The following is a 13,057-nucleotide window of genomic DNA, read 5'->3' on the forward strand; positions in this document are numbered from 1 at the left end:
CCCACGCGGTGCATCCGGACGGCACCCCACGCGTCCGCCGCGTCGCAACGGCAGCGCGACTCCGTAATGACCCCTAGATTGTCTCCGTTGTGGAAATTCGATCCGCACGCGGGTTCTGTAATGGCGGCATCCCATTCCAGCGACACGCATCATGGACTACGACACCCACTTCGAAGGCACCATCGGTACCACCTACAAGGACTCCACACCCTGGAGTCCGCAACCCGCCGAAGCGCCCAAAGATGCGCCGGACGTGATCTTCATCGTGCTCGATGATGTCGGGTTCTCCGACATCGGCTGCTATGGCTCGGAGATCGAGACGCCGAACTTCGATCGTCTTGCCAAGAGCGGCGCGCAGTACACCAATTTCCACGTGACTTCCATGTGCTCGCCGACGCGGGCCTGCATGCTCACCGGCCGCAACGCGCACGCCGTCGGCATGGGCGCGATCGCCGAGTGGGCCGGCGGCTACCCATCGTATCGCGGGCACATCAGCAAGCGCGCAGCCACCCTGCCGGAGAACCTGCGCGAGTACGCGTACAGCACGATGGCCGTGGGCAAGTGGCACCTGACGCCGATGAAGGAGATCACGGCCGCCGGCCCATTCACCAACTGGCCCCAGGGTCGCGGGTTCGACCACTGGTACGGATTTCAGGGGGCGCTGACCGATCAATGGAACCCGGAGCTGTTCCGAGACAGTCATCCGGTGGATCTCACGCCCAACCCGGACTACCACCTGACGAGCGACCTGGTGGACCAGTCGATTGCCATGATTCGCGACCACCGCGTGGCGAGCGCGAGCCGGCCCTACTTCATGTACCTGGCCTTTGGGGCCTGCCACTTCCCCCACCATGTGCCCGCCGAGGTGATCGCCAAGTACAAGGGTCGGTACGCCAAGGGCTGGGACGCTATCCGCGAGGAGCGGGTTGCGCGCCAGCGCGCGTTGGGCGTGGTGCCGGAGAACACGGTGCTGCCGGAGCGCAACCCGGGTGTCCAGGCCTGGGCCGACGTGCCGGCGGAGGATCGGCGCTTCCTCGAGCGATCGCAGGAGGTCTATGCAGCATTCCTCGATCACACCGACCAGCAGATCGGCCGCCTTTTCACCTACCTGGAGAGCAGCGGACGGATGGACAACACCATCATCGTGCTGATCTCGGACAACGGGGCCAGCCCGGAAGGCGGCCAGTTGGGATCGATGTCGCTCAACATGCGCAAGGCCATCTACAACGGACCCGAGACCCCCGAGCAACGCGAGGCATCGCTCGAAAAGCTGGGTGGGCCGTACACCTTTCCGCACTACGCGGCCGGCTGGGCACAGGTCAGCAATACGCCGCTCAAGTGGTACAAGATGAACACCTATGGTGGCGGCGTACGCGCGCCCCTGCTGGTGCACTGGCCGCGGGGCATCCGCACGCCGGGCGTGCGCAGGCAATACCACCACGTGATCGACCTGTTCCCGACGATGCTCGACGTGCTGGGCGTGCCGCCCCTGGCGATGCACCAGGGGTCTGAGCAGGTACCTGTGCATGGCACGAGCCTGCGCTACACCTTCAGCGAGCCAGACGCACCGACCCGAAAGGTGACGCAGCACTTCGAGCTCAATGGAGACCGCGCGATCTGGCACCGCGGCTGGAAGGCCGTGACGCTGCATCGGCAAGGCACGGACTTCAACGACGACCGCTGGGCGCTCTACGATCTGGAGCACGATTTCTCCGAATGCCACGATCTGGCGCAAGAGCATCCGCAGCGGCTGCGGGAAATGGTGGATCTCTGGTGGTCTGAAGCGCGCGCGTTCGAGGTCTTGCCGCTGGACGACCGCAAGTGGGGGCGTTTACCGCCCGAGGCACCGCAAGCGCGCACCCGAGTGTTCGAATATCACGCTGGCCAGGCGCGTATCGACCGCCTCAACGCGCCCGACCTGAGCGGACGCTCATATGCGATCGGCGCCGAGGTCACTGTTCCAGCCGGATGCGCCGAGGGCGTGCTGCTCGCGTTCGGCACGGCGCTGGCCGGCTACACCCTGTACGTGAAGGATGCCCGGGTGGTCCACGAGTACGTCTTCTCCGAATTCGAGAAGTACGTGGTGACCAGCAACGTGGACCTGGCGCCAGGGCGACGTGCGCTTCGATACGAGTTCGCACGCCGCGGCGGCGGCAGTGGCGGTGTCGGCCGGCTCATGATTGACGGTGCCGTGGTTGGTACCGTGCCGGTGGAGCGGACATGGCCGCATCGCGCGGTGCAGTCGGGCCTGACCTGTGGCAGGGACACCGGCCTGCCGGTGGGCCTTGCGTACGAGGCGCCTTTCGCGTTCACCGGGGAGATCGCAAGCGTCGTGGTGGAAGTCTCGCCTGACGGGCAGGCTGATCCCAGCTTTGCCGGTCGCGCAGCCGAGATCGAACAATGAGTGACGCCTTTGACTTCATCATCATCGGCGCCGGGTCGGCAGGCTGCGTGCTGGCGAACCGGCTCTCGGCAGATCCCGCGGCGCGGGTGGCGCTGCTCGAAGCCGGGCCGTCGGACCGCCAGTTTCCGACCAACCTGAAGACCCTCGTGCCCGTGGGCAACATCTTCCTTTTACCGCATCAAAAGTACAACTGGCAGTACGAATTCAAGGGCGGTGCTGCGATCAACCATCGCACCATCGCCGTACCGCGCGGCCGGCTGCTGGGAGGCTGCAGTTCCGTGAATGGTTCGGTCTACATCCGCGGCGACCGCGACGATTACGACGACTGGGCAGCCCTCGGCAACCCGGGCTGGTCGTATGCGGAGGTGCTGTCCGCCTTCAAGCGACATGAGAACCGCCTGGGCGGCAAAGATGCTTTTCACGGCGAGGGGGGCGAATTGGACGTGCAGCGGCCGCGCGCGGCGAATCGGCTCTCCCAGGCGTTCGTGGAAGCGGCGGTGCAGTTGGGGCACGCTCGCAACGACGACTTCAACGGTGCGACCCGGGAAGGCTTCGGCGTGTGGGACGTCAACCAGCGCAATGGCGTGCGCCTGAGCAGCTCGCGTGCGTTCCTGCACCCGGTGATGCACCGATCGAACCTCACCGTTCTAACGGGCACGATGGTCGAGAGGATTGTGATCGAAGGCGGCCGAGCCGTCGGCGTGGATGTGCTCAGGGCAGGCGTACGCAGCCGTCTCGCGGCGGACAGCGAGGTGATCCTCTCGGGGGGCACGGTGAACTCGCCGCAGTTGCTGATGCTGTCCGGTGTCGGGCCGGCGCAGCATTTGCGCCAGCATGGCATCCGGGTCGTGCAAGATCTACCGGGCGTCGGCATGAATCTGCAGGACCACGCATCGGTGCCGCTGTCGATGACGGACCCCAGTGGTCAGGCCTACGCCTTGTCGCTGCGCTCGCTACCGGGTATTGCCCTGAGCCCCCTAAGCTACCTCTGCAACCGGTCTGGCCCCCTCGCCTCCAATGCCGCTGAATCCGGGGGCTTCCTGCGCAGCGAACCCGGGCTGAAGCGCGCCGATATTCAGCTCACCTTCATGCCGGGCCTGAAGGGCTCGGCGCGCGTGATCCCACGCGAGCACGGCGTCATGGCGTTCGTGACGCTGCTGCGGCCGACCAGCCGCGGCCGACTACGCCTTGCGTCGGCACGTCCGGACGACCGGCCTGTCATGGAGCCAGCCTTCCTGGAGCAAGGCGACGACCTTCGCACGCTGGTGCGAGGACTGCGCGAGGCGCGCCGCATCTTTGCTGCGGACCCCATCGCACGTCACCTGGGCACCGAGATGTTCCCGGGACCCGACGCGCAGTCGGATGCGGCGCTCGAACAGAGCGTGCGCGCCGGCCTCATGACGATCTACCACCCGGTCGGCACCTGCAAGATGGGGCCGCAGACGGATCCCATGGCCGTCGTTGACGCACGGTTGCAGGTGCGCGGCATCGACGGATTGCGCGTGGCCGATGCATCCATCATGCCCAACATCGTCTCGGGCAACACCAGCGCGCCGGCGATGATGATCGGCGAGCGGGCCGCGGATTTTATCCGCGCCTCAACCGCAGGCGTGCAGGTCCACGCGACGCCGACAAGGCCGCGGGAAGACTCACGGATTTCCACCGCTGCCGAGGAGGCAACTCATGTCGATTGAGAAATTTCCGTCATTTCTAAATGGCGCTCCCAAGCACCTCTTGATCGACGGCCAGTGCGTGCCGGCGTTGTCGGGAAAGACCTTCGAGACCCGCAATCCCGCCACCGGCGAACTCCTGGCTGCCGTCGCCGATGCGGCGACAGAAGACATCGACCGGGCCGTCGCGGCCGCGCGCCGCGCACTGGAAGGTCCGTGGCGCCGCATGAAGCCCTTCGATCGGCAGCAATGCCTGCTGAAGCTGGCTGACCTGGTCGACACCCACTTCGACGAGCTCTCATTGCTGGACACACTCGACATGGGAGCTCCGATCAGCGCCACGCGGTCGCGGCGCACGCGCGCCGTGGGACTTCTGCGGTACTACGCGGGCCTGGCCACTGCGGTGCATGGCCAGACTATCGGCAACTCGCTATCGGGCGAAGTCTTCTCGTACACGCTCAAGGAGCCAGTCGGGGTGGTCGCCGCGATCAACGCCTGGAACGGCCCACTCGGCATGGCCATCTGGAAGATGGCGCCGGCATTGGCCGCCGGTTGTACGGTGGTGCTGAAGCCGGCTGAGCAGGCGCCGCTGTCTCCTTTGCGTCTGGGCGAACTTTGTCTGGAGGCGGGCATCCCGCCCGGCGTGGTGAACGTCATCGCCGGCGGCGGCGCTGCCGGTGCGGCGCTGGCTGCACACCCCGACGTCGACAAGGTGGCGTTCACGGGGTCCACCGAGGTCGGCCGCAAGATCATCCAGGCCTCTGCAGGCAACATCAAGCGGGTGTCGCTCGAGCTCGGGGGCAAGTCGCCCAACATCGTCTTCGCCGACGCCGACCTTGACGCCGCGGTGCCGGGCGCTGCGATGGCCGTGTTCGCCAACTCTGGCCAGATCTGCAGCGCCGGCACTCGGCTGTTCGTGGAGCGCAGCATCCATGGCGAGTTCCTCGAGCGACTGTCCGCATATGCCCGCACGCTGCGGCTGGGCGACCCGTGCGACCCCGATACCCATCTGGGCCCTCTCGTATCTGCAGCGCAGCTCGATCGCGTCTGCCGCTATCTGGATGCTGGCAAGACGGAAGGAGCGGTGGCGGTTGTCGGGGGGCAGCGCAAGTCGGGTCCGGGCTACGACAGCGGCTACTACGTGGAGCCGACGGTCTTTGCCTCGGTGCAGGACCACATGCAGATCGCGCGGGAGGAGATCTTCGGCCCGGTGATCTCTGCGCTGCCGTTCGACTCCGTCGAAGAGGTCATCCGCCGCGGCAACGACACGCCCTATGGCTTGGGCGCCGGCGTGTGGACTCGCGACGTGAAGAAGGTGATGCAGGTCAGCGCGGGCCTGCGCGCGGGCTCGGTCTGGGTAAATTGCTACCAGTTGATGGACCCGGCCGTGCCGTTCGGAGGCTACAAGATGAGCGGCTACGGGCGCGAATCCGGCACGGAACACATGGAGGAATTCCTCAACACCAAGGCGGTATGGATCAAGAGTGCCTGAAGCTGCGGGAATACCCGTGAATTGTCGCAATTGCGCCGTCTAGTACTGACGGACTACCCTTCCCGCACTGGTGCGTGGGCGGCGTGACGAACGTGGTGCTCAACTGCCTCGACCGGCGGCGCGGCACCGAGTGCTACGGACAGCCCGCGTTGGTGTGGGAAGGCGAAGACGGTGCAGTGAGCACCTGGACCTTCGCCGATCTGGATCGCGAGACCTGCCGCCTCGCCTGGGGCCTGCGCAGCCTCGGTATCGGTCGCGGTGACGTCGTCGGCATGTACCTGCCCAACCTGCCGCATGCTGCTGCCGCGATGCTGGCCGTGGCAAAGATCGGCGCCATCGTGCTGCCGATGTTCTCGGGCTTCGCTGCGGACGCGATCACACAACGCTTGAACGATGGCCGGGCGGTGGCCGTCATCACCGTCGACGGCTCCGCGCGTCGTGGTAAGCCGGTCGGTGCGAAGAGCGTCGTCGATGTCGCGCTGGCGCACTGCCCGGGCGTGCGTCACGTCGTGGTCCCGCGCCACCTCGCGGCTCCGCACGACTGGACGCCGGGGCGCGATCACTGGTGGGACGAACTCACCGCAGGCGCGCCCGAGGGCGTGGCCGACGTGGCGACGGAAGCCCTGCCGGCCGACGATCCCTTCCTGCTGATGTTCACCTCGGGCACCAGCGGCAAGCCCCCAAGGCGTCGTGCATTCGCACTGCGGCTTTCCGATCAAGACGGCGCTGAACCTGTCGATCTGCATGGACCTCAAGGCCGGGGATCGCTTCCTCTGGATGTCGGACATGGGCTGGCTCGTCGGGCCGATGCTTGTGTTCGGCGGCCTGCTCGTCGGCGCCACGATCGTGCTGGCCGAAGGCGCGCCCAACTATCCGCAACCCGACCGCCTCTGGCGGCTGGTCGAACGCCATCGCGTCACCTACCTGGGCCTGGCGCCCACGGTCGCGCGCCTGTCGATGTCGCTGCCGGACGCCGCCCTGGCCGAGCGCGACCTCAGCTCGCTGCGCGTGATGATTTCCACCGGCGAACCCTGGGCGCCTGAAGCGTGGCACTGGACCTTCGAGCGCGTAGGCCAGCGTCGCGTGCCGCTGCTCAACTTCTCAGGCGGTACGGAGATGGGCGGCATCCTGACCGGCACCGTAATCCATCCGCTCAAGCCCTGTGCCTTTGCGGGTGCGGTGCCGGGCACCGGCGCCGACGTGGTCGACATCAGCAATGGCGCTTCCGTCGGCGTGGGGGTCACCGGCGAACTGGTGATGCGCACGCCGACCATCGGCCTCACGCGCGGGCTGTGGCACGACCGCGAACGCTACCTGGAAAGCTACTCGTCCCGCCTGCCAGACCTGTGGGTGCACGGCGACTTCGCAAGTCGTGACGCCGATGGCATGTGGTACGTGCACGGGCGCTCGGACGACACGCTCAAGATCGCCGGCAAACGCACCGGGCCCGCCGAGATCGAGGCACTGCTGATGGGGACGGGGCTGCTGGAGGACGCGGTCACCATCGGTGTTCCCGACCCCATCAAGGGCACTGGCGTGGTCTGCCTGTGCGTCGCACGGCCCGATACCGACCGCGATACGGCGGTCAAGGTCCTGTCTGTCGCGGTGACGGCGGGCTTGGGTGGCGCCTTCAAGCCAGTCGACGTGGTGTTCGTTGCCGACCTGCCGCGCACCCGCAACATGAAGCTCATGCGGCGTGTCGTTCGTTCGGCTTGGCTCGGCGAGGATGCGGGGGACCTGAGCACCTTGGTCAACCCGGAAGCCGTGCAGGCGATCCGCGCTGCGCGGCGCTGACGGTCATTACACGTACCGAGAGTCAACATGAAGCCCCAGGACATCCTCCAGAAGTTCGGACTGCGAGAGGCGATGGATTACCACGCGGTCGTCGTCGGCGGCGGGCAGCCGGCGAACCTGACGCTCAAGGGCGCCGCGCTGTCGGTGAACGTGAACCTGGCCCGCTGCGCCGGCGTCGAGAGCCGCTACTGCTCGGCAGGCGTCTTCGAATTCGTGGGAGGCGACGACGGCAGCTGGCGACTTCAGATAAAAGCGCAGAACTGGCCGCACTATGCAGAACGGAAGGCACGCGTGGCGGCACGACTGGCCACACGCATCTCCGATCGGACGGCGCAGCAGTTCGGGTGAGACGGGGGCTGCGCGGCCAGCCGAACGCGTCGATCTCCACCCTCGCCGGGGTTTTCATTGAGGCGAAGCGCCTCCGACGCATCGACAATGGGTCGCATGACTCCGGAAACGCCCACCCAGCGGCTTGACCGACTGGTCCACGCGGCCGGCGCACAAATGCTGACGCGCAGCCTGTCGCCGGTCTCGCTCTCGCTGGCTTGGGCCGACTGGGCCTGGCACCTGATGCAGTCGCCCGGCCGGCAGATGGAGCTCGCGGCGCTGGCGACGCGGCTCGGGTTGGACAGCGTGCGCGTCGCCGCGGGTGGTACGCCGGGCGACGAACATCTCGGCGCGGCCGACGACGACCCGCGCTTTCGCCACGATGCGTGGACGCAATGGCCCTTCGGCGCACTGCGCCACGCGTTCCGCAACCAAGAGGCCTTCTGGCATGAGGCGGCGAGCACGCCCGGGATGAAGGCGCAGCATGCTGCCGAGACGCAGTTCTTCGCGCGGCAGTGGCTCGGCATGCTGACGCCGGCGAACTGGCTGCCGACGAACCCTGTCGTGCTCGCCGACGCGGTTGAATCCGGCGGCACGCACCTGGTCCAGGGCGCAATGAACTGGCTACGCGACATCACCGGCCAGCCCGACCTGCAGGCGCTGGCGCAAGACTCGCGCTTCGTTGTCGGCCGCGACGTCGCGGTGACGCCGGGCAAGGTCGTCTACCGCAACCGCCTCGTCGAGCTGATCCGCTACGCGCCGCAGACGAAGACCGTCTGCCCCGAGCCGGTGTTCATCGTGCCCTCGTGGATCATGAAGTACTACGTGCTTGACCTGTCGCCGCACAGCTCGCTCGTGCGCTACCTTGTCGGCGAGGGCCACACCGTCTACATGGTGTCGTGGCTGAACCCGGACGCGCGCGACCAGGACCTGTCGATGAACGACTATCTCGGCCTCGGCGTGTTCGATGCGCTGCGCGCCATCAGCCATTTCCACGGCGCAGACCAGGCGGTGCACGCGACCGGCTACTGTCTCGGCGGCACGCTGATGGCGATCGCCGCCGCGGCGCTCGGCCGCCATGGCGGCAGCGCGTCGACCAAGGGGCTGCCGCCGCTTCGGTCGTTGACGCTGATCGCGGCGCAGACCGATTTCTCCGAGCCAGGCGAGCTCGGGCTGTTCATCGACGAAAGCCAGGTCCGCCTGCTCGACGAGATCATGCGCGGCCAGGGCTATTTGACCGGCAAGCAGATGGCCGGCACCTTCCAGTTTTTGCATTCGCGCGAGCTGGTGTGGACGCGGCGGATGCGGGAATACCTGCTCGGCGAACGCGAAGAGCGCTCCGACCTGAGCGCCTGGAATGCCGACACGACCCGCATGCCGGCGCTCATGCATCACCAGTACTTGACGGGCCTGTACCTGCACAACGCGCTCGCCGGGGGGCGCTGGCGCGTGGACGGCCACGCGGTCTCGCTCGCCGACATCCGCGTGCCCGTCTTCCTCATCGGCACCGAGAACGACCACGTGTCACCGTGGCATTCGGTCTATCAGCTGCACCGGCTCTGCGACGCCGAAGTGACCTTCGTGCTCGTTGCAGGTGGCCACAACGCCGGCATCATCTCCGAGCCGGGCCATCCGCGGCGCCACTACCGAATCGCGTTGCGGCGAGCGCGCGGACCCTGGCTGCACGCCGAGCGGTGGCAGCAGCAGGCCGAGTTGCGCGACGGAAGTTGGTGGCCGGCATGGCAAACGTGGCTCGCCGCTCGGTCGGGCACGCCGGTGCGCGCGAAGCCGATTCCTGCCGACGTCGCGATCGCCGACGCGCCGGGCACCTTCGTTCTGAAGCGCTATGCCGACTGAGGCTCGTGCCAAGGCGGACGCCGGCGGCGTGGGCGCAATTGGACACTGCCTTGTTGCAACGTACGAGCGCCTGCCTCACTGCATGTGCTGCCCGCCGTTGATCGCGATGTTCGCTCCCGTCACGAAGGCCGCTTCCTCCGAAGCGAGATAGATCACCAGCGCGGCCACTTCCTCCGGCCTGCCCAGACGTCCGAGCGGAATCTGCGGCAGGATCTTCGTGTTCAGCACTTCTTCGGGGACCGCAGTGACCATCTTGGTCCCGATATAGCCCGGCGAGATGGTGTTGACGGTGACATTCTTGCGTGCCACCTCGAGCGCAAGTGCCTTGGTGAAGCCATGCACCCCCGCCTTTGCCGCCGAATAGTTGGTCTGGCCGAATGCACCCTTGCTGCCGTTGACGGAGCTGACATTGATGATGCGGCCCCAGCCGCGTTCGAGCATGCCGTCGACGACCTGCTTGGTCACGTTGAACAGGCTGTCGAGGTTGGTGCGCAGAACGGCATCCCAGTTGACCTTGTCCATCTTCTTGAAGGTCGTGTCGCGGGTGATGCCGGCGTTGTTGACGAGCACGTCGACCGCGCCGATCTTTTCATGGACCTCGGCGACGGCTTGCGAGCACGAGTCGTAGTCGGCGACATCGCAGGCCACGGCGTACATGTCGTACCCGTTCTCTTTCATCGCTGCAGTCCATTCGCCATGCTTGGCATTGCCGGGCGAATAGGTCACGACTACCTTGTAGCCGGCATCAGCCATCCTGCTGGAAATCGCTTCCCCGAGGCCACCCATGCCGCCCGTGATCAGAACCACGCGTTGCTTGCCCATTTCAGTCTCCTTGTGAGTGGAACCAGTTTTAGGACAGCCGGCGCCCAAATGCTCTCAACAAGGATCCGCGCGCTGATGGCAATCGGTCAGTATGCCGCAGGCGGACGCTTCTCAGGCGAAATCGTCGGAGCGGCCAGATCGGCCCGGCCGATCCCAGGGCGGTGCCGGCGATGCCGCACCGAAGCCGCCCACCGACCTGGGCGGTAACGGCATTCTCTTTTCAGGAAAGCAACTTCTTCCTGGCGAAACGAGGGGCGGAGGTGCTTGCGCCGCAGCGATTTCCTTGACGATGTCCGATGTCTGATGGCCGCTGCGTCTGGGGCAAGGTGGTGCTGATGCGCACGAGCTTCTCGCCTTGGTTCTGTCGCGCTAACGACCCCGGAGCCCGGTGAAGCCAGGCCGCCGCGTGCTACTCAAAATGCGAGCGAGTAGAACTTTGACGCTGCGGACGAGGCATGGCCCGCAAGGCGGTCGAGTTGCCCCTTCTTGATCATGTGCGCGATCTCGATGCCGGCTAGAAGGATGCGTGCACAACGGAAGGACTTGAAACCAAGCATCGGCCGCACCACGCGCTTGATGGCCCGATGGTCCTGCTCCACGATGTTGTCTAGGTATGTGCTCTGGCGCAGTTCGATGTCCGCGCCAGAGTCTTCATTGACGCTCAGGATGGCAGCAGTGTTGGCGCCACTCTTGTCGATGGCGATCTTTTTTCGGACACACCATGCAAACCGATGGCTCGCTCCAGAAACTCCGGGTCCACGGCGGGCGATTCGGGGTTGCAGAATGTCCCCATGGAAGACGCCTCTCCCCACCCCGCCCAGCCGCGGAACCAACTGCACGGCGTGACACTCGAGGCCATTGTTCTCGCCCTGCAAGCCCGCTACGGATGGGACGATCTCGCGGTGCGAATACCGGTGCGCTGCTTCTCGCACGACCCCAGCGTCAAATCGAGCCTGAAATTTCTGCGAAAGACTCCCTGGGCACGGGAGAAGGTGGAAGGGCTTTATCTGTACATGCTTCGGGAAGAAAGGCGCAGGCAGCGGCTTCCTGACTGAGAACGCATTCAGTCGCAGCGCGCGGTCATGCCGCCGTCGACCACCAACTCGGTGCCAGTGGTGAAGCGATCTGGAGCCCCGCGACCGAAGCTATGAGCAGCATCTGAAGGCGGCGGCGGAAGGCGGCGTTCGCGCCGCCGCGCTCGAGTACGCACTGGTCTTTGAACGACCGGAGTTCATCACGCTGGCCGAACGCCTGGAGGGTGACGTAGATGCCTTCCAGATGGCGCTTTCCGCCTGAACTCTGCCCGACTAGATTGAGTGATAGGCCGGCGCGTTTGGCCGCCGGATGTGCCTCAGCATGCTCGTACGCGCGGATGACACCGCGCAAGCGCCCGCATTCACGCTCGAGCGAGGAGACCCGGCGCGGGCGTGCTGCGCCTCGTTGACCGCCTGCGCGTGCAAGGTGTTCAGCGCCCAGCGGCCCTCGAACCACAAAGCCAGGTAGACGGCGCGCGGCGTGTTGCCGCTTGCCGCGTAGCGCTGAAGGGTTCGCAGGCTCACCCCCAGGTGTCGAGCGATCTGCCCGGGTGGCTCGACCTAGTCGGCAAGCAAGGACGACAGCGGCGGCACTCGCGCCGCCGAAGGGGAGAGGAATGGCATGGAGGACCTCCTGTGGACCGACGACCCAGCCGGCCTCCAAGGCACTGCTCTTTCAGGGGCGATGCGTGCCCTGCCCTGCCGGCTTTCCGGTCGTCCGAGGCGTTAAACATAACAGGCGATCGAGCAAAAAAACTCGTGCGAGCCAAGTCGTCGTGTCGCGTCCTTCCTCGCTTGGCCCTTGATTTCGTTGCGCCATGATGGCATGTTCACGGCGATGGTCACGGAACAACGCGCGAAACAGCTCTTCTCCGGACGGCCATGTCAGTCAGGACTCAAGCGAGCATGGGGCAACATCGAAAGCGCGCGTCTTACGTGCCTGGCGGGCGCGCCGCGGCAGCTTCGAGCGCTCGTTGCGATCCCTGAATCTCGCCGTATGACTGGCGGGTCACCTGCGAGAGCAGCCTCAGGTCTTGCCTAACGAAAGGATTTCGTTGGCGTTCAAGATCGTCTGGGCGATCTCCTCGATGCTGACCCGTTTGCTCATAGCCTGTTCGCGGAGGAGATCGTAAGCCTTGGCTTCGCTGATGCTTCTTGAGCGCATCAGGACATTTTTGGCCTCCTCGATACGCCGCACGCCAAGCACCTTGCCGCTGAGCTTTCGAAGCTGACGCTTCTGGGCTTTGAGATCTCCATGAACCTGTCGAGCTACTACCAGCGCAGACAGCAGCCCGAAGGAGCGTACCGGCGACGGCAGCGTGGCCTTGGCCCCGATGCGAAGAACGATCTCGACGATCGTTGGGTTCTCGTAGTTCACCACTGCGATGATGGTCGGTCCTTCGTCCGCGTTGAACCACTCGAAGTTCATGTCGATGCTGTCCGGCCGAACCGCCAGGAATACCACGTCGGTAAGTTCCGGCAACACGGGCAGCGGCGGCCAGAACGCCTGGACATGGCAGCCGATGCGGCGAAGCTGCTGCGTCATTTGCTGGCCGTCTGCATCGTCGGGATGACAGACTGCAACCCGCAGCATCCGGAGATTTTTCAGCTGGGCCGGTGTCGGCCCGGCCTTCTGACGGACGGATTCGGTGTCCAC

Annotated in this window: 9 protein-coding genes and 3 pseudogenes; 8 read left to right on the forward strand and 4 right to left on the reverse strand. The window is 65.8% G+C overall.

Features of this window, described 5'->3' with window-relative positions:
• The first annotated feature begins 151 nt into the window (after window positions 1-151).
• The 7 genes and pseudogenes from GXN78_RS29885 to GXN78_RS29910 all read left to right on the forward strand — a co-directional run bounded on the left by GXN78_RS29885 (window position 152) and on the right by GXN78_RS29910 (window position 9,544).
• Window positions 152-2,404, forward strand: coding sequence for an arylsulfatase (locus GXN78_RS29885; RefSeq protein WP_106559114.1), 2,253 nt, complete (start codon window positions 152-154; stop codon window positions 2,402-2,404).
• Window positions 2,401-4,098, forward strand: a complete 1,698-nt coding sequence (locus tag GXN78_RS29890) for a GMC family oxidoreductase N-terminal domain-containing protein (RefSeq protein WP_106559113.1) — start codon at window positions 2,401-2,403, stop codon at window positions 4,096-4,098. The genes GXN78_RS29885 and GXN78_RS29890 overlap by 4 nt, the downstream gene beginning before the upstream one ends.
• A complete protein-coding gene (locus GXN78_RS29895) occupies window positions 4,088-5,566 on the forward strand; it encodes an aldehyde dehydrogenase family protein (protein ID WP_106559112.1) in 1,479 nt (492 codons plus the stop codon). The genes GXN78_RS29890 and GXN78_RS29895 overlap by 11 nt, the downstream gene beginning before the upstream one ends.
• A gap of 176 nt (window positions 5,567-5,742) precedes the next feature.
• Window positions 5,743-6,183, forward strand: a pseudogene (locus GXN78_RS42060) (AMP-binding protein); the annotation flags it as partial.
• Window positions 6,184-6,256: 73 nt separating this feature from the next.
• On the forward strand, window positions 6,257-7,360 hold the full coding sequence (locus GXN78_RS42065; protein ID WP_258187084.1) for an AMP-binding protein: 1,104 nt from the start codon (window positions 6,257-6,259) through the stop codon (window positions 7,358-7,360).
• A 105-nt stretch (window positions 7,361-7,465) separates the two neighbouring features.
• A pseudogene (locus GXN78_RS41535) lies at window positions 7,466-7,641 on the forward strand (4Fe-4S dicluster domain-containing protein); the annotation flags it as partial.
• Between the two features lie 163 nt (window positions 7,642-7,804).
• Window positions 7,805-9,544, forward strand: coding sequence for an alpha/beta fold hydrolase (locus tag GXN78_RS29910; protein ID WP_239143018.1), 1,740 nt, complete (start codon window positions 7,805-7,807; stop codon window positions 9,542-9,544).
• 75 nt (window positions 9,545-9,619) lie between these two features.
• On the opposite strand, the gene phbB is transcribed toward GXN78_RS29910, so the two are convergent.
• Together phbB and GXN78_RS29920 are read right to left on the reverse strand one after the other, a co-directional pair.
• Window positions 9,620-10,366, reverse strand: a complete 747-nt coding sequence (gene phbB / locus GXN78_RS29915; protein WP_106559110.1) for an acetoacetyl-CoA reductase — start codon at window positions 10,364-10,366, stop codon at window positions 9,620-9,622.
• A gap of 413 nt (window positions 10,367-10,779) precedes the next feature.
• Window positions 10,780-11,070, reverse strand: a pseudogene (locus tag GXN78_RS29920) (DDE-type integrase/transposase/recombinase); the annotation flags it as partial.
• 87 nt (window positions 11,071-11,157) lie between these two features.
• Between GXN78_RS29920 and GXN78_RS29925 the strand changes: the two are divergent.
• Complete coding sequence (locus GXN78_RS29925) at window positions 11,158-11,421, forward strand: VF530 family protein (RefSeq protein ID WP_106559141.1); 264 nt, start codon at window positions 11,158-11,160, stop codon at window positions 11,419-11,421.
• A 25-nt stretch (window positions 11,422-11,446) separates the two neighbouring features.
• On the opposite strand, the gene GXN78_RS29930 is transcribed toward GXN78_RS29925, so the two are convergent.
• Window positions 11,447-11,752 (reverse strand): hypothetical protein, encoded by a 306-nt coding sequence (locus GXN78_RS29930; protein ID WP_146163119.1) that lies wholly within the window; start codon window positions 11,750-11,752, stop codon window positions 11,447-11,449.
• Between the two features lie 675 nt (window positions 11,753-12,427).
• A complete protein-coding gene (locus GXN78_RS29935) occupies window positions 12,428-13,057 on the reverse strand; it encodes an ANTAR domain-containing protein (RefSeq protein WP_239143019.1) in 630 nt (209 codons plus the stop codon).

It is taken from the genome of Variovorax sp. WS11 (assembly GCF_010499245.1).
Taxonomy (GTDB): domain Bacteria; phylum Pseudomonadota; class Gammaproteobacteria; order Burkholderiales; family Burkholderiaceae_C; genus Variovorax.

Excerpts from the sequence above, each read along its gene's own strand:
- GXN78_RS29910 (WP_239143018.1), top strand. The coding sequence starts at position 7,805 with ATGACTCCGGAAACGCCCACCCAGCGGCTTGACCGACTGGTCCACGCG.
- GXN78_RS29895 (WP_106559112.1), top strand. The coding sequence starts at position 4,088 with ATGTCGATTGAGAAATTTCCGTCATTTCTAAATGGCGCTCCCAAGCAC.
- phbB (WP_106559110.1), bottom strand. The coding sequence starts at position 10,366 with ATGGGCAAGCAACGCGTGGTTCTGATCACGGGCGGCATGGGTGGCCTC.
- GXN78_RS29890 (WP_106559113.1), top strand. The coding sequence starts at position 2,401 with ATGAGTGACGCCTTTGACTTCATCATCATCGGCGCCGGGTCGGCAGGC.
- GXN78_RS29925 (WP_106559141.1), top strand. The coding sequence starts at position 11,158 with ATGGAAGACGCCTCTCCCCACCCCGCCCAGCCGCGGAACCAACTGCAC.
- GXN78_RS29885 (WP_106559114.1), top strand. The coding sequence starts at position 152 with ATGGACTACGACACCCACTTCGAAGGCACCATCGGTACCACCTACAAG.